The organism is Bradyrhizobium sp. BR 10261, from assembly GCF_019455395.1.
GTDB classification, from domain to species: Bacteria; Pseudomonadota; Alphaproteobacteria; order Rhizobiales; family Xanthobacteraceae; genus Bradyrhizobium; species Bradyrhizobium manausense.
Window position 1 is genome coordinate 1 of sequence record NZ_JACOFQ010000008.1, and the last position, 19,136, is coordinate 19,136.

Below are 19,136 nucleotides of genomic sequence, written 5' to 3' on the forward strand. Positions count from 1 at the left end.
CGATGGCCGGCGACGTAGACGCTCTTGCCCTTCAGCTCAAACGGTACGCTTGCCATTCGCGATGTCCCAAAATGCCCGACCGGACTTGCTGTCCTTCTCTGACATATCGCTCGCCGGGGTCAACCCGTTCTTCCGACGATTCAGCCCCAAGGCCATGGTCGGCCGTTGACGGGAGCGCCTTGCGCCGCTCACGCAGCTGCCGTGCCAATGGTGCTGACGATGCCGAAACGCGCCGTCGTGCGAAGGCGGCGACCGCGCAACAGGTCGCCGCCCAATGCAGCCGTTCTACTGTGAACGGTCCGAGGTCCAGCCCTTGTAATCCCCGATGTTATCTCGGGTCACGAGCTTCGAGGGCAGCAGCTCGACGGTCGAGGCCGGCTTCTGCCCATTCAGGATGCCGACGCCGACCTGCACCGCGCGCCGCGCCATGAAGAACGGGTCCTGCGAGGCCGACGCCTGGATCTGCGGCGAGCCGGGATCCTTCAGCGAGGCCTCAATGTCGGGCGCGCCGTCGACCGCGGTGATGATGATGCCGCTGCGGTTTTGCTGTTTGGCCGCGAGATCGGTGCCGATCGCCTGCGGGTCGTTGATGGCAAAGATGGCGTCGATCTTGGGGAAGCGGGTCAGATAGCCTTGCGCGATGGTGAGGCCGCCTTCGCGCGAGCCCTTGCCGTCCTGGTCGCTGGACAGCACCTTGATGCCGGGATTCTTGCCGAAGACGTTCTTGCAGCCGGTGACGCGGTCGATCACCGCGGAGACCTGCGGTCCGTTCTCGATGATGACGTCGCCCTTGCCGCCCAGCTTGTCGACAATGTACTGGCACGCGATCTCGCCGGCCTGGACGTTGTTGGTCGTCACGGTGGCATCGGCGCCTTCGGCCGCGGTGTCGACTGCGACCACGACGATGCCCGCAGCCTGCGCCTTCTTGATCGCCGGGCCGATCGCCTTGGGATCGCCGGGGTTGAGCAGGATCAGATCGACACCGGCGGCGATGAAATTGTCGATCTGGGTGACCTGCTTGCCGAGATCATATTCGAAGCCGACGGTGGTGATCTTCACATTGGGATTGGTCTTCTTGGCCTCGAACTCGGCGCCCTTCGACAGCGCGACGAAGAACGGGTTGCCCATCGAGCCCAGCGAGACGCCGATCGATTTGAGCTCCTTGGCAGAGGCCGGCGCGGTGGTCAGGGCAAGCGCCATCGCAGCGCCGGCGAGCATGGTCATCTTCAACATTGTCTTCCTCCCTGGTCTGTCTTCATCCCCGGGCGCGGCAGACCAGTTGCCGCAACCGAATTTCACACCATGCGCTCAGATGCGCGTAAAACCGTTCAAGTCCTGGCGGAGCCTTGCAACCGGTAGCGATCCAGCGCCACGGCGCCGATGATCACCAGGCCCTTGATCACATATTGCCAGATGTCGGAGACGCCGACGAGGATCAGGCCGTTCGAGAGCACCGCGATGATCAGTGCGCCGACCAGCGTCCCCCAGATCGAGCCGATGCCGCCGACGAAAGACGTGCCGCCGAGGATGACCGCGGTGATGGCATCGAGCTCGTAGCTTTGTCCGAGCTGCAAGCCGTTGGCGGCATAGAGCCGCGCCGCCTGCATGGCGCCGCCAAGGCCTGCGAAAAGCCCTGATACGCCATAGACGAAGGTCAGCACGGCCCAGACCTTGATGCCGGCGAGCCGAGCGGCGCTCTCATTGCCGCCGACCGCATAGATGTGCACGCCCAGCACGGTCCGGCGCAGCACTACCCACGACACGAGAATGACGAGCAGTGCAATGACCGACAGCCAGGGAATCGACGCGACGCCCGGAATCAGCGTCAGCGAGCCGTTGCCGATGAAGGCATAGGGAATCGACGGATTGAACACCGTGGTGTCGGCGCCGAGCAGACGCGCCAGTCCGCGCACGGCGGTGAGAGAGCCCAGCGTGACGATGAAGGGCGGCAGGCGCAACAGTGCGATCAGCGCGCCATTGATGATGCCGAAGCCAAGGCCGGTGAGCACAGCGACCGGCAGCCAAAGCGCCCCCATCTCGGGCAGTTTGGAGACCGTCAGGCCCGCCATCGCCGAGGCGGCCAGGATCGAGCCGACCGAGAGATCGATGCCGCCGGTGAGGATGACGAAGGTCATGCCCGCGGCGAGCACGGTGTTGACGGCAGCCTGCTGCAGCACGATCCCGAGATTCTGTCCGGTGAAGAAGCGGCCATCCGATAGATAGTGGAAACCGATGCACAGCAGTAGCAGCACCGGCAGCATGCCGGCGGCGCGGATCAGGAGCCTGATCCGTTGGCGCTTCGTTGCCTCGGCAGCGGCGGTGCCGTTTACGGTCGCGGCCTTTGCCTGCGTCGATCCATTGTCAGGCATCGAGATGCTCCGTCCCCGTGGCGAGGGCCATGATGTCTTCCTGCGTTAGAGGCGCCGTCTCGGTTCGCCTGACTTCGCCTGCGATATGCCCCGACCGCATCACCAGGACGCGGTCACAGATACCGATGATCTCTGGCAGATCGGACGAAATGACGAGGATGGCGGTGCCGGCCTTGGCGAGATTGTCGATGATGGTATAGATCTCCGACTTGGCGCCGACGTCAACGCCGCGCGTCGGCTCGTCGAGGATCAGCACCTTCGGCGCAATGGCGAGCAGCCGCGATAGCAACACCTTTTGCTGATTGCCGCCGGACAGGCCTCCTGCGGGCACGCCGGGATTGGCGGCGCGGATACTGAGTCCAGCAAACGCCCTGTCGGCGCGCTCGCGCGCCTTGTCGCGGTCCAGGAACCAGCCGAGCTTGGCATCGCGTCCGATCACGGCGAGATTGATGTTGTCCAGGCACGACATGTCGAGGAACAGGCCGAGCGCCTTCCGGTCTTCGGTCAGATAGGCGATGCCGGCCTCGAGCGCCTCGCCGGGCGTGCGGATGTCGATCGGCTGGCCTTCGAGTTCGAGACGACCCGAAATCTTCGGTGCGGCACCAACGATCAGATGCGCAAGCTCGGTGCGGCCGGCGCCGATCAGTCCGGCAAGCCCGACCACCTCGCCGGCATGGACGGTGAGCGAGCAGCCCTTGACGCGCTGCCCATCCGCCATGTCGGTCGCCGTCAGCACGGGATGCCCCTTCCCGGCCTCGGGATCATGATCCTTCTTGTAGAAGGAGGAGACGTCGCGCCCGACCATCATGCGGACGATGGCATCGGCGCGGATCTCCTGCTTGCCGAGCGAACCGACCAGCCGGCCGTCCCGCAGCACGGTGACGCGGTCACCGAGCGCATAGACCTCGTCCATGCGGTGCGAGATATAGATGATGGCAAGCCCTTCGGCGCGAAGTTGCCGGATCAGCGCAAACAGCCGCTCGCTCTCGCCGGCGGACAGCGCCGTGGTCGGCTCGTCCATGATCAGGATTTTCGAGCGCGCGTGCAGCGCACGCGCAATCTCGACGAGCTGGCGCTGCCCCATGGAGAGATGCGCCACCAATGTCGACGGTGTGAAATCCGCGCCCAGCCGCTCCAGGATCGGGCCGACACCTTCGCGCATAGCACCGCGCGCCAGCAAACCTGAACGCGACATCTCGCGACCGAGATAAATATTCTCCGCGACGCTCAGATTGGGGGCCAGAGACAGTTCCTGATAGATGATCGAGATACCCGCGGCGCGACCGCCGAGCGGGCCGTGGATATGCACCGGCTTGCCTTCGATGCGGATCTCGCCGCCAGAATCGGGCCGGTAGGCCCCCGACAGGATTTTCATCAGGGTCGATTTGCCGGCGCCATTCTCGCCCATCAAGGCATGGACCTCGCCGGCATAGACCGTCAGGTCAACCGCACGCAGCGCCTTGATGCCGAAAAAGGATTTTGACACTCCTCGCATCTCGAGGATCGGCTCGTTCATCGTGCCTCCCGGCGCACAATGCGTTTCCTGTTCGCGCCTCGTCGGGCGCGGTTTTGCGCATTAAACAAAAGGCCGCCGCACAGGGCAACAGCGAACAGGTCAAAATGCGCAACCAAAGCGAAGCTAGTGGCGTGGCCGATAGAGCTGGCGCCAGGCGGGAAGCCGGTCGGCATAGGCCCGAGCCAGCACGGGGTCAGGTTCGAAAGTCTCGACGCGTTGCGGTGGCGTGCAGACGTCTGCGATGGCCTCGCCGGTGACAGCAAGTCGCCCCAATCTCGCCGCACCGAACGCCGCGCCGGTTTCGCCTTCGGCAAAGCGATGGATCGGAACATTCAAGACGTTTGCAAGCACCGACAGCCAGAACCGGGACCGCGAACCGCCGCCGATGACGTCGGCCTCGGTCACTGCAATGCCGGCATCGCCAAGCGCGTCCCGGCAATCGGCCAGCGCGAAGGCCACGCCCTCCAGCACGGCCTGCACGATCGCCGTGCGGTCGGTGCCGTGGCTCAACCCATCGAGCATGCCGCGCGCGACGGGATCATCGTGCGGTGTCCGCTCGCCCGCAAGATATGGCAGGAAGCTCACGGGCGACGGCGCCTGCGCCCGCGCGCCAAGCGGCGCCAGCAGTTCGCTTTCAGGCACGCCGAACAGGCGCGCAGCCCAGGCAAGGCACGACGCCGCCGAGAGAATGGCGCCGGCCTGAATCCACATGCCAGGGATTGCGTGGCAGAAGGTGTGGACCACCCGGTCCGGGTTGGTGGCAATATGGTCTGATGGCGCCAGCAAGGCACCTGAGGTTCCCAGCGAGATGAACGCGGTTCCCGGTTTGATCGCGCCGATGCCGATGGCGCCCGCCGGATTATCACCGGCGCCGCCCGCGATCATTGGCCGGCGAACCATGCCCCAACGCTGCGCAAGCTCGCCGCGCAATGAAGCCGCCGGCGCGCAGCCCTCGACCAGGCGCGGCATGTGCGCGCGTGACAGGCCGGTTGCGGCCAATGCCGCATCCGACCAGTCCCGCCGCGCCGCGTCGAGCCATAGCGATCCCGATGCGTCGGAGACATCCTCGACGGCCTCGCCCGATAGAACGAGGCGCAGATAGGCTTTCGGCAACAGCACGCGCCGCGTCGCCTCAAAAACCTCGGGCTCGTGCTTTGCGATCCAGAGCAGCTTTGGCGCCGCAAAGCCGGGCATCGCCTTGTTGCCCGTGATCGCGCGCAAGGCGGGCCAGCGCTGCTCCAGAATGCGACACTCCCCGGCCGAGCGTCCGTCGTTCCAGAGGATGCAGGGCCGCAATGGCCTATCGTTCGCATCGAGCAGCGTCGGGCCGTGCATCTGGCCCGACAGCCCGATGCCTTCGACCCTCGCCAGCTCTTGTCCATGCGAGGCCTTCAGGGCGTCCAGTGTGGCAAAGGTCGCCTCGATCCACTGCGCTGGATCCTGCTCGAAATAGCCTTGCTGCGGCGAGGCGATCGTCAGCGCCCAACTCGCACTCGCGATCACGCGCTGCGCGCCGTCCACCAGAACGGTCTTGACTGCGGAGGTGCCGAGATCGATGCCCAGATACATGACGGATGTGGTTCCCGGCTATTGCGAGTCCTTAAGGACACGACAATGATCGTATTCAACGAGCGCGCAATTCCGAACAAAGACTTATCACATCGGATCGCAAGTTTTCGCCCTTGGATGTTGCATCAACGCAGCAGTCGAAGGTTGCCAGCTGTGGTTGACTTGACCACAGTGACTGCAACTCGGCGCCGTCTGCTGCGTTTGCACCGGACAGTGCTCGATCTTTTTGCCCCGCCGGAGCAACCATGCAGCGATCCAGGGCCGTCTTTGTCACAGGTCTCGTCTATGCCCTGATCGGTCTGGTGCTCGCGGGCGGCGGCCTCTGGCTCGCCACGCTCGGCGGATCCATCTTTTACCTTGTTCTCGGTGCCGGGATTGTCGTGACGGCCGCGTTGTTGCTGGCACAGCGCCATCAGGCGCTCTGGCTGTTCGCGATCGTGCTGATCGCCACTGTGGCGTGGGCCATCTCGGAGGTGCGGTTCGACTGGTGGCCGCTGGCAGCGCGCGGCGACATCGTCTTTCCCATGGCACTCTGGCTGCTCGCGCCCGTGATCGTTCGCGGGCTGCTGCAAGACCGGCCGGTGTCGTACCGAAGCGCGACGCTGCCACTCTGGATCGGCGTAGCTGCCTCTTCGGTCGTCCTCGTCATCTCGCTTCTGTCCAGCTATCACGACAGCAACGGCACGATCGCCGAGCAGGCATCGAGTGTGCCGCAAAGCGAAGCCGACCCTCAGCCGGATGGCGATTGGCGGGCGTATGGACGCACGCAATTCGGACAGCGCTATTCGCCGCTGCAGCAGATCACGCCCGACAATGTCGGAAAGCTCAAGGTCGCCTGGACATTCCGCACCGGCGATATGCCGACACCGGAGGATTCCGGCGAGACCACCTTCGAGGTCACGCCGATCAAGGTGCGCGACACGCTTTATCTTTGCTCACAGCACCAGGTGCTGTTCGCGCTCGACGCCAGCACCGGCAAGGAACGCTGGCGATACGATCCCAAGCTGGTGCACAACAAGACGTTCCAGCACATGACCTGCCGCGGCGTCTCCTATCACGAAACCGCTGAAGGTGCCGTCGACAGCGGCGGCGCTCCGGCGCCCGCCGAATGCCCCCGGAGGATCTTCCTGCCGGTCAATGACGGCCGCATGATCGCGCTCGATGCCGACAGCGGCAAGCCGTGCGACAGTTTTGGCGATCACGGCAGCCTCGATCTCCAGCAAGGCATGGGGATCAAGACGTTGGGCTTCTTCGAGCCGACGTCGCCGCCTGTGGTCAGCGACAAGATATTGGTCGTCGCCGCGGCAGTGATCGACAATTATGCGGTCGACGTGCCCTCGGGTGTCGTCCGCGGCTTCGACGTCTACACCGGCAAGCTGGTTTGGGCCTGGGACTCCGGCGCAGCCGACGAAAATGAGCTGCCGTCGCCGACGCGTCACTACACCAACGGCTCGCCGAATTCGTGGATCACGGCCTCGTTCGATCCGAAATTGAATCTCGTCTACATCCCGACAGGCAATAACGGGCCCGACATCTGGGGCGGCGATCGCAATGCGCTGGTCGAGCGCTATTCCAGCTCGATCGTTGCGCTCGATGTCCTCTCCGGCAAGCGCGTCTGGTCGTACCAGACGGTGCATCACGACCTCTGGGACATGGACGTTCCCTCGCAGCCGAGCCTGGTCGATGTCACCACGGCCAAGGGCATCGTTCCCGCGATCATCCAGCCGACCAAGGTGGGCAACATCTTCGTGCTCGATCGACGCACCGGCGAGCTGATCGTGCCCGCGTCGGAGCGCCCGGTGCCGCAAGGCGCCGCGCCCGGCGATCGCAGCGCGCCGACGCAACCATTCTCCGAACTGACGTTCCGCCCCGAGGCGAAGCTGACCGGCGCGGACATGTGGGGCGGCACGATCTTCGATCAGCTCTTGTGCCGGATCATGTTCCACCGGCTGCGTTACGAGGGCACGTTCACGCCACCCTCGTTGCGGGGCACGCTCGTCTTTCCCGGCAATCTCGGCATGTTCGAATGGGGCGGCATCGCGATCGATCCGGTGAGACAGGTCGCCATCGCCAACCCGATGTCGCTGCCGTTCGTCTCGAAGCTCATTCCGCGCGGCCCGCAAAATCCGCCCGCGCCGACGGCCGAGAAGCCTGTCGGCAGCGAGGTCGGCACACAGCCGATGTATGGCACGCCGTTCGGGGTGGACATCCAGAGCTTCCTCTCGCCACTCTCCGTGCCGTGCTACCGGCCGCCATGGGGCTCGATGGCTGCGATTGATCTGAAGACGATGAAGATCGTCTGGCAGCATCCCAACGGCACGATCCGGGACACCACGCCGCTGCCTTTGCCTTTCCGGATGGGCGTGCCGATGCTGGGCGGGCCGATCGCGACCGCCGGCGGCGTTGCGTTCTACACCGGCACCTACGAGTACACGATCCGGGCCTACGACGTGCGCGACGGCAAGGTTCTCTGGGAAGACCGCCTGCCTGCCGGCGCCCAGTCGACACCGATGAGCTACGAGGCCGGCGGCAAGCAATATGTCGTCACCGCGGCCGGCGGTCACGGTTCGTTCGGCACCAGGCGCGGCGACTACGTCATCGCCTATGCGTTGAAGGATTGACCCGCAGTGGCGTCTGGAGAGACTGCCGAGCGCTGCCGAATGCCGAGCCGCTCTGCGTCACCCCGTCAGAGCGAATTCGGCCATCGGTACACGAACAGCCGGCCTTCATATTCGCGAGCAAACTTCACCAGCCCGCCATCATGATCGCAGCCCGCGATCACTTGAAGTCCGACAGGAAGCGCGCCGTCCGGGATGACACAGGGAAGCGACATGGCAGGCAGGCCGAGTGCGTTCACGATCGCCGTGAACACGGCATGGCCGCGCGGCCCGACCGGCTGGCCGTCGATGACGGCGGGATGGGATTCGCCCGCCGGCCACGGCATCGCAGCGGCGCACGGTGTGATCAGGAAGTCGTATTGCGCGAACAACGCATCGAAAGACCGGCGCAGGGTTGCGACCTGGTTGAGTGCGTCGAGATAGTCGCGCGCCGACAGGCGGCGCCCGGCCGCCTCCATCTCGGCGATGGCGGGGCTAACCTGGCCCTGCCAACCCGGATGCTGATCCAGGAGCCAGGCGACCCCGGTCTGGCTGATCACGGGCCACACGGCTTCAAGCGGATCGGCCAGTGTGAACGGCGATAGGGTCTCGACGTCAAGGCCAAGCGTTCGAGCCTGCGCGATCGTGCGTTCGGTCACGTCGCGAATGAAGGGGTCGACGGGCGCTCGGCCAAATGTCGGCGCATAGGCGATGCGCGGCCGTGGCGGCAACGGCGCAGCCATAAGGCGCGGCCACGCCGGCGCAGCAATCACCTCCATGGCTGCGAGAACATCCTCGGCGCCGCGTGCGATCGGGCCGATCACCTCGAACTCGCCCAGGATGGCCGGAAAACCTTTGCCGCGCGCCACGGTGTCGCGCGAGGGTTTGAAGCCGACGAGGCCGGTATGAGCGGCCGGGCGCCGGATCGAGCCGCCGCCGTCGGTGCCGAGCGCGAACGCGCACATGCCGGTGGCGACCGCTGCCACCGCACCGCCGCTCGAACCACCCGGTGTCAGGGCCGGATCCCAGGGATTGCCGGTGGTCCCGAACAGCGCATTGTCGGTGTAACCATGCACGGTGAATTCAGGCACGTTGGTCTTGCCGAGGATGATGGCGCCGGCCTCGCGCAGCCGGCGCACCGGCAATTCGTCCTCATCGGGCACGAAGTCGGAATAGAGCTTCGACCCCCAGGTTGCGCGCAGCCCTGCGACGAGGATGTTGTCCTTGACCGTAACAGGCACGCCGTCGAGCGCGCTTGCGGGCTTCCCGTCGCGCCAACGCCGCGCGCTTGCGTCTGCCGCGGCAAGCGCGCCTGAAGCATCCAGCGTCACGATGGCATTGAGGCGCGGATTGGTCGCGGCGATATGCGAGAGCGTCGCCTCGATCACCGCGCGCGGCGAAAGGCCATCGGCAAAGGCGCGCGCGAACTCACGCGCCGACATGGCCCAGAGCGGAGCGCGATCGTTCATGGATCAGCCGAGTTTCGGGTAGGTCGCCTTGTCGAAGAAGCTCGCGCCGGCGACATATTTGCGGCCCGGCGACACGTCCGGCTTCTCCTCGCCTTCGCCCGATGATTCGAAGGTCAGCTCGAGCTGCACGCCGGAGGGATCGTAGACGAAAAGCTGCCACAGCGAGGCGCCGGGCACGATGAATTCGCGCCAGTCGAGCCCGGCGGCCTTGAAGCGCGCCACATAAGAGCGATAGCCCGAGCAGGACAGCGAGACGTGATCGATCGCCGCCGTGCCTGAGGGTGCCTTGCCTTCGGGGCCGAGCGCGGGACCGCCGGCATAGACGTGGATGATGCCGAGCCCGCCCGGCTGGGGGCAGCCGAGCCAGGCACCGGGATAGCCGAAATCGGGCCGGGGAAATTCGCGCAGCCCGATGATCCCGGTCCAGAACGTCCGGGTCGCGGCGAGATCATCGGTCTTGATCGCAATGTGATAGAGACCATGGACGGTCGCGAGCGGCAGATCGGTCATCTCAATATCTCCTCACGCTCGGCCGCCGTCGATCGGCGGGCCGATTTGACGATACAGCGCCTTCAGATTGTTGCGAAACGGTTCATCACTCTTCTTGCGCGTGCCCGCGACCGGATCTCCGCCCGCGAGAATCGTGTCGCTCGCGGCCAGCGAGAGCTCCATCACGAAGCGCATGCGATCAGACCGCAGCGCCTCGATCTCTGCAAGCCACGCCGCGACGTCACGCACGCCGCCCTGATGGCGCTGCGTGATCAGCGCGGCCGCACAGGCGGCATCCTCGATCGCCTGGGTCGCGCCCTGGCCGAGCGTCGGCACCATGCCATGGGCGGCGTCGCCAAGATAGAGCACGTTGCAGTCGGCGGCGTGGTAGAGCAAATCATGCTCCTGCATCCGCGCCCAATGTGTGTCGGCGACGCCATTGCAGAGCTGGTCGATCAGCCAGCGCGCCTGGTCGCTCGGCGGCGCCTCGGCCGGCGTATAGGCGGCGCGCAGCGCCTCAGGCGCCTTGCTGGCTTCGGGGATCTCAGACTCGATCGGGAACGTGCCGGCCAGATAGACGTGATCCGGCGGCACGCGGAACGCCAGCAACCGGTTCGGCCCGTTGAACCATTGCTCATAATCGTCGATCAGGCCGCGCGAGGTGTCAGGCACCAGGAGGCGCGAGATCGCAACGCCCGTGAGACGCACCGGCACTTCGCCGGAGATGGTCCGCCGCACGTCGGAGTAACGGCCGTCCGCCGCAATCAGGAGATCGATAGCGTCAATCCGATGCTCGCGGCCATCCTGGCGCCAGGTGATTGTTGTCTTGCGAGGATCGGCAGCATCGCGGGCGATATGCGTGATCTCGCAGCCATAGGCGACGCTCGGGCCGGCTGCCTCGCGCAACACGCGGTAGAGCTCCGACCAGCGGATGCGCCAGCCGGGCCCATCGGCAACGTCCTTGAGCGGCAGATCGAACAGCACGGTGCCGTCGGTGAGCGAGATCCGCCAATTGGCCCAGACGAAGCTCGCCGCGGTGATGCGCGCGGCAAGCTCCGGATCGACCGCACGCAGCGCCTTCACCGCGTTCGGCCCGACATTGAGCCCGGTGCCCGCTTCGGAGTGGTCGTCGCGGCTGACCCGCTCGAGGCAGACGACTTCGACGCCGTCAAGAGCTGCGAGCCGGCGCGCCATCACGCATCCCGCGACGCCAGCGCCGATGATGACAATCCGCATCTAGCCAGCCCCTTCCTGCGACGCGATCACGGCGATCAGGCCGCCGCCATCCGGCCCCTGATGCTCGGCGCCTCCAGACACGAAAATGCGTCCATCGCCGATCACGCCGGCCACGAGGCCGGCAACCGCACCTCTTATGTGCCGCTGCGCGTTGATATCGGTGTCGTCGAGCATGGTGTGGCGATGGCCGCGGATCCGGCCGCGCCGGTCCGGCTCGCATTTGACCAGCACCGAGGCGATGCGCGCCGAGTCCGCGGCGGACACCTGCGGGCTGGCCGCGATGCCGAGATCGGCGAGCACGTCGACCACCGCTCCGATATCGAGCGCATCGCTCATGGGCCGGTGCGCGATGCGCAAATTGCCCGCCCAGTTCGGGCTGTTGCCGAGCACCACGACCTCGTTGCTTTCGACCTCGACGCCCGAGGAAATGCTCGCACGCGGCGACTGGATCGAGAAATCGGCGAGCAGCGACGCATCGGTAAAGTCGTCCGGCCTGATCTCGGACAGGGCGAGCGCGACGCCAAAGGCGCCGGCGGCGCGCGCAAAGGCCATCGACTTGTTGGGATCGCTGGTGAGCGGCGTCTTGCCGGCGGCGATGGCCGCCGCCGCCCGCGCCACCGTCACGCAGGGGCATTTCACCTGGACGAAATGCACGTCCTCAATCCGTTCGATTCCGGCGTCACTCATTGCGGCACGCACGGTCGCCGCCACGCTCTCGACATGGGCGCGCCGGCCGACCTCTTCGGCCGCCACCGGAGCGCTGAAGGCAGTCCCGATTGCCAGCGCGGACGGATGGTGCTTAGCGGCTTCGCTCTCGCCGACACAGAAGACGCTGTAATGCGGGCTCATCACCCCCTCGGTGCCACCGGAGAGCACGCAGGGGATCTCGCGGATCAGCTCGGCGGCCGGCCGGCCGAGATGCTTCGACAGCAGCGCCATCAGCGTCTGGGTGAAGTAGCCGCGGGTAAAATCGTTGACGCCGCCATTGCCTTCGGTCTTGCCGATGATGGCCGCGACGTCGGCCGCCTTGATCGTGCCGCGCACGATCAGATCATCGAGTTCGGAGAGGTCGCCGGGATGGGCCATCGACAGGCGAAACACGCGTGCTGTTCTCATGCGTCCTCCTGTCGTGTCAGCTCGAACAGCCGGCTCGGGCTCAGCGGAATTTCGAGCAGCTCGACCTTGCGCGAGGTGAGCTGCAGCGCATCCTCGATCGCCTGCGCGAACACCGCACCCACCGGGATGGCTCCCGCCTCGCCCGCGCCCTTGATGCCGAGCGGATTGAGCGGCGACGGCGTCACCGTATGGTCGAGCTCCATGCGCGGCACGTCGAGCGCGGTCGGTAGCAGATAATCGGCGAGCGAAGCGTTGAGGAGCTGGCCCTGATCGTCGAAGGCAAGCTTCTCGAAGAAGGCATTGCCGATGCCCTGCGCTACGCCGCCGTGGATCTGGCCTTCGAGGATCATCGGATTGATCACCGTGCCGCAGTCATGGACCACGACATACTTGAGCACCTTCAGCTCGAAGGTCAGCGGATCGATCTCGACGATCGCGGCATGAACGCCGTTGGCGGTCGCGCCGGAGGGCGGACCGAAATATTGCGTGGATTCGAGCCCCGGTTCGGTGCCCGGCCTCACCGCACCGCGCATCGGATTGGCGCGCTGCGCGAGCTCGCCGAGGCGGATGAACTTTCCTGGAATCCCCGCGATCGACACTTTTCCGTCGGCAAGGACGAGGTCCTCCTCGGCGCATTCGAAGGCGTCGGCCGCGAGCTTCAGGGCCTTGCGCCGGACCGCGGCCGAAGCCTCGCTGACGGCGTTGCCGGCCACCACGGCACCCCGGCTCGCAAAGGTCCCGGCGCCCCAATAGAATTGGTCGGTGTCACCGGTGACGATATCGACATCGGAAGGATCGACGCCGAGCTGGTCGGCGACGATCTGCGCGAAGCTGGTGAAATGCCCCTGCCCCTGGGTGCCGATGCCGGTCGCCACGTTCACCTTGCCGTTGGCCTGCACCTGCACCTTGGCGCCCTCATACGGGCCGATGCCGGTGCCCTCGACGTAGCAGGCGACGCCGATGCCGACGCAGCGTCCCTCCTCGCGAAACTTCGGTTGCTCCTCCTTCAGGAAGCGCTGATATCCGATCGCGTCGAGCGCCTTGGTGAGAACGGGCTCGTAATTGCCGCTGTCGTAGCTGAGCGGCGCAAAGTCCTGGAAGATGATCTGATTGTTGTACGGAAAGGCGTCTGGTGGAATCAGGTTGCGCCGCCGGATCTCCGCGCGATCGATGCCGAGCTCCCGCGCGGCCAGATCGAGCAGCCGCTCGATCACGAAAACCCCGTGCTGCCTGCCGGCGCCGCGATAGGGCGTGACGATCGGCAGATTGGTGAACACGGCCGTGAACGTGCTGTCATAGGCCGGGATCACGTAGGGGCCGAGCAGCGTGCACTGGCTGTTGATCGGCACCGTCAGGCCGTACGTATTGTAGGCGCCGGTGTCGTGCAGGAAGACGTCCTTGACGCCGAGGATGCGGCCGTCGGCTGCGAGCGCGATTTCGGCGTCGTGAATCTGGCCGCGCTCGTGCGTGGTCGCGACGAAATGCTCGAGCCGGTCCTCGATCCATTTGACCGGACGATTGAGACGCATGGAGATCCACGGCAGCGCCACCTCTTCCGGGTAGAACATCATGATCTTCGGCCCGAAGCCGCCGCCGACGAAGGGCGCGATGACGCGCACCTGCCGCTCGCCGAGGCCGAGCATGGCGGCAAGGCCGTTGCGAATGAACACCGGCGCCTGGGTCGTATCCCAGATCGTCATCTGCTGGCCGCGCGCATTCCAATGCGCGACCACGCCGCGGGTCTCGATCGGCGAGGAGATGCCGTGCTCGTAGCGAATGCGGCGCCTGAGGATGATATGCGCGTTGGCGGCGGCCTTGCGATAGTCGCCTTTGACCTGGTGGACATGGGCCGCGACATTCGAGCCGAGGTCGTCATGGACCGGCACCGACGAGGACGTCAACGCCTGCTCGATGTCGACGACCGCAGGCAGCGTCTCCAGCTCCACATCGATATCGTCGAGCGCGTCCTCGGCGAGGTAGCGGCTCTCTGCGACGACGACAGCGAGCGGCTCGCCGACATAGCGCACCTTGTCCCTGGCGAGCGGCACCTGAGTGCGCGGATTGAAGGTGCTTCCCGGAATCGGCGGGGGCTGCACCAGAAGCGGACCGGGCTGCCAATAGTCGCCATAGTCCTCCGCAACATAGACCGCGACGACGCCCGGCCGCTTTCTCGCGCGCGATACATCGATCTGCTTCAGGCGGGCATGCGCAACCTGGCTGCGCAGGAAGGCGACATGCAGCATATCAGGCAGTTCGACGTCGTCGATGAACAGCGCCTGGCCGGTCAGGAGCTTCCTGTCCTCATTGCGCTTGACCGGCGCGCCGAAGAAGCGAGTGCTCATGGCGCCTCCTCCCGCATCCGCGCGGCCGCATCCATCATCGCATCGACGATGTTCTGATAGCCGGTGCAGCGGCAGAGATTGCCTGATAGCGCCTCGCGCACCTCGTCCTCCGACGGCGATGGATGCTCGTTCAGATAGGCCGTCATGGTCATCAGGATCCCGGGCGTGCAATAGCCGCATTGCAGGCCGTGATGGGCGTGCATCGCTTGCTGCACCGGATGCAGCTCGCCGCTGGCGGACGCCAGCCCCTCGACCGTCGCAAGCGCGTGGCCCTTGGCCTGCACCGCCAGCATCAGGCAGGACCGAACCGGATCACCGTCGAGAAGGATGGTGCAGGCCCCGCATACTCCGTGCTCGCAGCCGACATGGGTGCCGGCGAGCCCCAGCTCATGACGCAGGAAATCGGACAGCAGCAGGCGCGATTCCACCGTGCGCCGATAATGGGTGCCGTTCACCGTGAGCTCGATCTCGTGGTGGTCAGGCTGCATGGCTGATCCGTTGGTGAGCAGTGCGGATGGCGCGCTGGACCAGCACGCCGGCCACATGCCGCTGGTAGTCCGGGCTGGCGTGAACGTTGCCGGACGGCGCGATGAGGTCCCGCACGCCGGCGGCGACCGCTTCGACCGCATCGCCCGTCACACGGCTGCCGATCATCGGCAATGCTGCGGCACCGGCATCCACCGGCGTCTCGCCGACGCCGCAGAGGGCGAGCCGCACGCTGGCGCAGCGGCGCTCCTCGTCCAGTGTCACGACGGCCGCAACGCCTGCAATGGCGAAATCGCCGCGGCGGCGCGCGATTTCCATGAAGCAGGCGCCGCTGCGCGGGGCCAGGACCGGATAAGTGATACCGACCAGCATCTCGTCGCTGGCGAGGTCGGTGGTGAGCAGGCCGGCAAAGAAGTCGGACGCCGCCACCATTCGCTCGCCCGCTGCCGACCTGATCAGCATCTTTGCCTGCATGGCGATTGCGAGCGCCGGCAGCTCCGATGCCGGATCGGCGTGGGAGAGATTGCCGCCGATGGTGCCGCGGTTACGAACTTGCGGATGCGCGATATGCGGCAGTGCATCGGCGAACAGCGGGCAGCTCCTGAGGAACTCGCCATCCCGCTCGAGCGCCCGGTAGCGCGTCAAGGCACCGACCCTGACCTGCCCCGCCTCCGGGCGATCGATGCCGGCAAGCCCCGTGAGCGCGTTGATGTCGATCAGCACCGAAGGCCGCGCCAGGCGAAAATTCATCGCCGGGATAAGGCTTTGGCCGCCTGCGAGAAAGCGCGCTTCGTCGCCATGTTCGGCCTTCAGCGCGAGCGCGTGGTCGAGCGACGACGCCAGGACATATTTGAATGGAGCAGGCTTCATATGGCTCGCATATCGAGGGCTCGCGCGCTTGTTGCGAAAGCGAACACGAAACTATCTGCTGTGAACAAGGCAAGTCAAAAGTCGCCCGCGCGTCAATTGCTTCGAAATCAGACAAAAACCTGCTTATTATGCACTTCGCCTGCGTAAAGATTGGGCGCGCCACGACAAACCGCTTTTGCGACAATATTTCGCATCGCCATGCCAAAGCCAAGTCTCTCCATATCAGACGAACCGATCGCGGACCCCCGACCGGGGCGGCTCGTCGTCGACGCCCAAAACATCTCGCTGACCTTCGACACCGCCGACGGCCGGGTCGAGGCGCTCTCCAACGTCAATCTGCAAGTCGCCGAAGGCGAGTTCGTCTCCTTCATCGGGCCGTCCGGCTGCGGCAAGACCACGATGCTGCGGGTGATCGCCGATCTGCAGCAGCCTTCGTCCGGCACGCTCACGGTGAACGACATGAGCGCGGAAGCGGCGCGGCTTGCCCGCAGCTATGGCTATGTATTCCAGGCGCCGGCGCTGTTCCCATGGCGAACCATCGAGAAGAACCTGAAGCTGCCGCTGGAGATCATGGGCTATTCCGAGATCGAGCAGCAGCGGCGCGTCGAGCGCTATTTGTCGATGGTCAATCTCACCGGCTTCGAGCGCAAATTTCCCTGGCAGCTTTCCGGCGGCATGCAGCAGCGGGTCTCGATCGCACGCGCCTTGTCGTTCGATCCGGCGCTGCTGCTGATGGACGAGCCGTTCGGCGCGCTCGACGAGATCGTGCGCGATCACCTCAACGAGCAGCTCCTCCAGCTCTGGAAGTCGACCGGCAAGACCGTGCTGTTCGTGACCCATTCGATTCCGGAAGCCGTATTCCTGTCGACCAGGATTGTCGTGATGTCGCCGCGCCCGGGCCGCATCATCGATGTCATCGACTGCGATTTCCCGACCGACCGTTCCCTGGAAATCCGCGAGACGCCGGAATTTTTGAAGGTGGCGCAGCGCGTGCGCAATGGCCTGCGCGCGGGGCACTCCTATGACGAGTAACGCGCTCGCCCTGCCCTTGCGTCCCGCGCGCACGCTTCGTGATCATCCCCTGGTCACGCGTTACGCGCCAGTCGTCACAATGGTGCTGGCGCTGGCCGCGATCTGGTATGTCGCGGCCATCGCCATGAACTGGTCGCTGGTCCGCGACGGCTTCGAGCGCGAAGAGACACCCTATACGATGAGCGACGTGCTCGCCGGCACCATGGATGCCGAGCGGCCATTGCTGCCGGCCCCGCACCAGATCGCCGCCGCCTTCCTCGATTCCGTGTTCGGCTACCCGCCGCTGGCGCCGCGCAGCCTGGTCTACCATTCGCTGGTGACGTTATCGGCGACCTTGCTCGGCTTCCTGCTCGGCGCGCTGTTCGGGATCGTGCTGGCGCTGCTGATCCTGCACAGCCGAGTCTTGGAGCGGAGCTTGCTACCCTGGATCATCTGCTCGCAGATGGTGCCGGTGCTGGCGTTGGCGCCGATCTTCATCGTGGTGCTGGGGGCGCTCGGACTGCACGGCCTGCTGCCGAAGTCGATCATCTCGGCCTATCTCTGCTTCTTTCCCATCACCATCGGGATGGTGAAAGGCTTTGCCTCACCCGATCCGCTCCAGCTCGAACTGATGCGAACGTGGTCGGCGACGCCGCGCCAGGTGCTGTGGAAGCTGCGCTGGCCGGCATCGGTGCCTTATCTGTTCGCGAGCCTCAAGGTCGCCGTGACGATTTCGCTGATCGGCGCCATCGTCGCGGAATTGCCGACCGGCGCGGAAGCCGGCATCGGGGCGCGGCTGCTCTCGGGCTCCTACTATGGCCAGACGGTGCAATTGTGGTCGGCGCTGGTCGCCGCCGCTGTCCTCTCCTCCGCCTTGATCGCGCTGATCGGACTGATCGAACGCGCTGTCGGCCGGCGCATGGGGGTGCATTGATGGATCCGCGCAAGCTGAGGCTGGGATTCATCGCCGCGACCGCCGCGCTGGCGCTCGCCTTCGTGCTTCCGCTCGCGCCGCAATCCTCGCCTTTGTCGGCCTATCCCATCGTCCGGTCCATTGTCGGCGCAGCCGGCCTGTTGTTCCTGCTGGCCGCCTGGCTGTCGGATCAACGGGCGACAATTCCCGGTCTTGCCGGTGCGACGCTCGCCGCCGCCGCGTCGCTGGTGCTGCTGGACGATGCGGCCGTGGCGGGGACCGCACGCGCCGGCTTCTGGATGATCGTGATGGCGTGCTGGCTGTCGGCGGCACTGGGCGTCGTCAATCTCGCCGGCACGCATCAAGCCCGGGGCAGACGGCGGCGCGCGCTCGACCTGCTGGTCCCGCTCCTGTTCGGTCTCACCGTGTTCTATCTCTGGGAGGTCGCGGTGCGCGGCTTCGGCGTGCCGGCCGTGCTGCTGCCGTCACCGAGCGCGGCGGCGACGAAATTCGCCCATTCGCTGCCGATCCTCGGCGCCGACTTCGTGCAGACCTTCGTCCGCGGCGTGCTGGCGGGTTACGTCATCGGCTGCGCCGCCGGGCTTCTGGTTGCGATCCTGGCGCACCGCTACGCCTTCCTCGGCCGCGGGCTGCTGCCGCTCGGCAACTTCTTTTCGGCGCTTCCGCTCGTCGGCGTCGCGCCGATCATGGTGATGTGGTTCGGCTTCGACTGGCCGTCGAAAGCCGCCGTGGTCGTGCTCGTGACCTTCTTCCCGATGCTGGTCAACGCCATCGCCGGGCTGAATGCGGCCGGCCATATCGAGCGCGACCTGATGCGCTCCTACGGCGCCACCCATGCCCAGGCGCTGGCCAAGCTGCATCTGCCGGCCGCGCTGCCTTTCATCTTCAACGCGCTCAAGATCAACGCCACGCTTGCCCTGATTGGCGCGATCGTTGCAGAGTTCTTCGGTACTCCGACACAGGGTATCGGATTTCGCATCTCCACCGAGGCCGGCCGCATGGCCATCGACATGGTCTGGGCGGAGATCGCGTTGGCCGCCCTCGCCGGAATGGCTTTCTACGGCTTTGTCACGCTGGCCGAACGCGCGACAACGTTCTGGCATCCGTCCTATCGGACCTAGGTCGGCGAGGT

15 protein-coding genes are annotated in these 19,136 nt (G+C 65.7%); 4 read left to right on the forward strand and 11 right to left on the reverse strand.

Annotation, left to right across the window (positions count from 1 at the left end):
• Nucleotides 1-285: 285 nt before the first annotated feature.
• From HYH07_RS10915 to xylB, 4 genes are all read right to left on the reverse strand, one after another.
• Nucleotides 286-1,233 (reverse strand): ABC transporter substrate-binding protein, encoded by a 948-nt coding sequence (locus HYH07_RS10915; protein ID WP_220002503.1) that lies wholly within the window; start codon nucleotides 1,231-1,233, stop codon nucleotides 286-288.
• Between the two features lie 95 nt (nucleotides 1,234-1,328).
• Nucleotides 1,329-2,369, reverse strand: coding sequence for an ABC transporter permease subunit (locus HYH07_RS10920; RefSeq protein ID WP_220002504.1), 1,041 nt, complete (start codon nucleotides 2,367-2,369; stop codon nucleotides 1,329-1,331).
• Nucleotides 2,362-3,885 carry a sugar ABC transporter ATP-binding protein gene (locus HYH07_RS10925; RefSeq protein WP_220002505.1) on the reverse strand — a complete coding sequence of 508 codons (1,524 nt, stop codon included), beginning with the start codon at nucleotides 3,883-3,885 and terminating at the stop codon, nucleotides 2,362-2,364. The genes HYH07_RS10920 and HYH07_RS10925 overlap by 8 nt, the downstream gene beginning before the upstream one ends.
• Nucleotides 3,886-4,008: 123 nt before the next feature.
• Complete coding sequence (gene xylB / locus HYH07_RS10930; protein WP_220002506.1) at nucleotides 4,009-5,454, reverse strand: xylulokinase; 1,446 nt, start codon at nucleotides 5,452-5,454, stop codon at nucleotides 4,009-4,011.
• 245 nt (nucleotides 5,455-5,699) lie between these two features.
• Here xylB and HYH07_RS10935 point away from each other — a divergent pair, with 245 nt between their 5' ends.
• Nucleotides 5,700-8,075, forward strand: coding sequence for a glucose/quinate/shikimate family membrane-bound PQQ-dependent dehydrogenase (locus HYH07_RS10935; protein ID WP_220002507.1), 2,376 nt, complete (start codon nucleotides 5,700-5,702; stop codon nucleotides 8,073-8,075).
• 65 nt (nucleotides 8,076-8,140) lie between these two features.
• Here HYH07_RS10935 and HYH07_RS10940 read toward each other — a convergent pair whose 3' ends face one another.
• From HYH07_RS10940 to HYH07_RS10970, 7 genes are read right to left on the reverse strand one after another with little or no spacing between them, the layout of a single operon-like run.
• Nucleotides 8,141-9,520, reverse strand: coding sequence for an amidase (locus tag HYH07_RS10940; protein WP_220002508.1), 1,380 nt, complete (start codon nucleotides 9,518-9,520; stop codon nucleotides 8,141-8,143).
• Between the two features lie 3 nt (nucleotides 9,521-9,523).
• Nucleotides 9,524-10,030, reverse strand: a complete 507-nt coding sequence (locus HYH07_RS10945; RefSeq protein ID WP_220002509.1) for a hypothetical protein — start codon at nucleotides 10,028-10,030, stop codon at nucleotides 9,524-9,526.
• A gap of 12 nt (nucleotides 10,031-10,042) precedes the next feature.
• Nucleotides 10,043-11,245 (reverse strand): NAD(P)/FAD-dependent oxidoreductase, encoded by a 1,203-nt coding sequence (locus HYH07_RS10950; protein ID WP_220002510.1) that lies wholly within the window; start codon nucleotides 11,243-11,245, stop codon nucleotides 10,043-10,045.
• Nucleotides 11,246-12,361 (reverse strand): ring-opening amidohydrolase, encoded by a 1,116-nt coding sequence (locus HYH07_RS10955; protein ID WP_220002511.1) that lies wholly within the window; start codon nucleotides 12,359-12,361, stop codon nucleotides 11,246-11,248. It lies immediately after the preceding gene.
• Entirely contained in the window at nucleotides 12,358-14,703 is a 2,346-nt protein-coding gene (locus HYH07_RS10960; RefSeq protein WP_220002512.1) for a xanthine dehydrogenase family protein molybdopterin-binding subunit, read from the reverse strand. The genes HYH07_RS10955 and HYH07_RS10960 overlap by 4 nt, the downstream gene beginning before the upstream one ends.
• On the reverse strand, nucleotides 14,700-15,191 hold the full coding sequence (locus tag HYH07_RS10965; protein ID WP_220002513.1) for a (2Fe-2S)-binding protein: 492 nt from the start codon (nucleotides 15,189-15,191) through the stop codon (nucleotides 14,700-14,702). The genes HYH07_RS10960 and HYH07_RS10965 overlap by 4 nt, the downstream gene beginning before the upstream one ends.
• Nucleotides 15,181-16,059, reverse strand: a complete 879-nt coding sequence (locus tag HYH07_RS10970; protein WP_220002514.1) for a xanthine dehydrogenase family protein subunit M — start codon at nucleotides 16,057-16,059, stop codon at nucleotides 15,181-15,183. Before HYH07_RS10970 ends, HYH07_RS10965 begins: the two co-directional genes overlap by 11 nt.
• A gap of 198 nt (nucleotides 16,060-16,257) precedes the next feature.
• On the opposite strand from HYH07_RS10970, the gene HYH07_RS10975 reads away from it, so the two are divergent.
• The 3 genes from HYH07_RS10975 to HYH07_RS10985 are packed head-to-tail and all read left to right on the forward strand — an operon-like array spanning nucleotide 16,258 to nucleotide 19,125.
• Complete coding sequence (locus tag HYH07_RS10975; protein ID WP_220002515.1) at nucleotides 16,258-17,091, forward strand: ABC transporter ATP-binding protein; 834 nt, start codon at nucleotides 16,258-16,260, stop codon at nucleotides 17,089-17,091.
• Nucleotides 17,081-18,004, forward strand: coding sequence for an ABC transporter permease subunit (locus HYH07_RS10980; RefSeq protein WP_220002516.1), 924 nt, complete (start codon nucleotides 17,081-17,083; stop codon nucleotides 18,002-18,004). The genes HYH07_RS10975 and HYH07_RS10980 overlap by 11 nt, the downstream gene beginning before the upstream one ends.
• On the forward strand, nucleotides 18,004-19,125 hold the full coding sequence (locus HYH07_RS10985) for an ABC transporter permease (RefSeq protein WP_220002517.1): 1,122 nt from the start codon (nucleotides 18,004-18,006) through the stop codon (nucleotides 19,123-19,125). Before HYH07_RS10980 ends, HYH07_RS10985 begins: the two co-directional genes overlap by 1 nt.
• Nucleotides 19,126-19,136 lie beyond the last annotated feature (11 nt).

Coding starts and splice junctions, on each gene's coding strand:
- HYH07_RS10915 (WP_220002503.1), bottom strand. CDS start 1,233: ATGTTGAAGATGACCATGCTCGCCGGCGCTGCGATGGCGCTTGCCCTG.
- HYH07_RS10920 (WP_220002504.1), bottom strand. CDS start 2,369: ATGCCTGACAATGGATCGACGCAGGCAAAGGCCGCGACCGTAAACGGC.
- HYH07_RS10925 (WP_220002505.1), bottom strand. CDS start 3,885: ATGAACGAGCCGATCCTCGAGATGCGAGGAGTGTCAAAATCCTTTTTC.
- xylB (WP_220002506.1), bottom strand. CDS start 5,454: ATGTATCTGGGCATCGATCTCGGCACCTCCGCAGTCAAGACCGTTCTG.
- HYH07_RS10935 (WP_220002507.1), top strand. CDS start 5,700: ATGCAGCGATCCAGGGCCGTCTTTGTCACAGGTCTCGTCTATGCCCTG.
- HYH07_RS10940 (WP_220002508.1), bottom strand. CDS start 9,520: ATGAACGATCGCGCTCCGCTCTGGGCCATGTCGGCGCGTGAGTTCGCG.
- HYH07_RS10945 (WP_220002509.1), bottom strand. CDS start 10,030: ATGACCGATCTGCCGCTCGCGACCGTCCATGGTCTCTATCACATTGCG.
- HYH07_RS10950 (WP_220002510.1), bottom strand. CDS start 11,245: ATGCGGATTGTCATCATCGGCGCTGGCGTCGCGGGATGCGTGATGGCG.
- HYH07_RS10955 (WP_220002511.1), bottom strand. CDS start 12,361: ATGAGAACAGCACGCGTGTTTCGCCTGTCGATGGCCCATCCCGGCGAC.
- HYH07_RS10960 (WP_220002512.1), bottom strand. CDS start 14,703: ATGAGCACTCGCTTCTTCGGCGCGCCGGTCAAGCGCAATGAGGACAGG.
- HYH07_RS10965 (WP_220002513.1), bottom strand. CDS start 15,191: ATGCAGCCTGACCACCACGAGATCGAGCTCACGGTGAACGGCACCCAT.
- HYH07_RS10970 (WP_220002514.1), bottom strand. CDS start 16,059: ATGAAGCCTGCTCCATTCAAATATGTCCTGGCGTCGTCGCTCGACCAC.
- HYH07_RS10975 (WP_220002515.1), top strand. CDS start 16,258: ATGCCAAAGCCAAGTCTCTCCATATCAGACGAACCGATCGCGGACCCC.
- HYH07_RS10980 (WP_220002516.1), top strand. CDS start 17,081: ATGACGAGTAACGCGCTCGCCCTGCCCTTGCGTCCCGCGCGCACGCTT.
- HYH07_RS10985 (WP_220002517.1), top strand. CDS start 18,004: ATGGATCCGCGCAAGCTGAGGCTGGGATTCATCGCCGCGACCGCCGCG.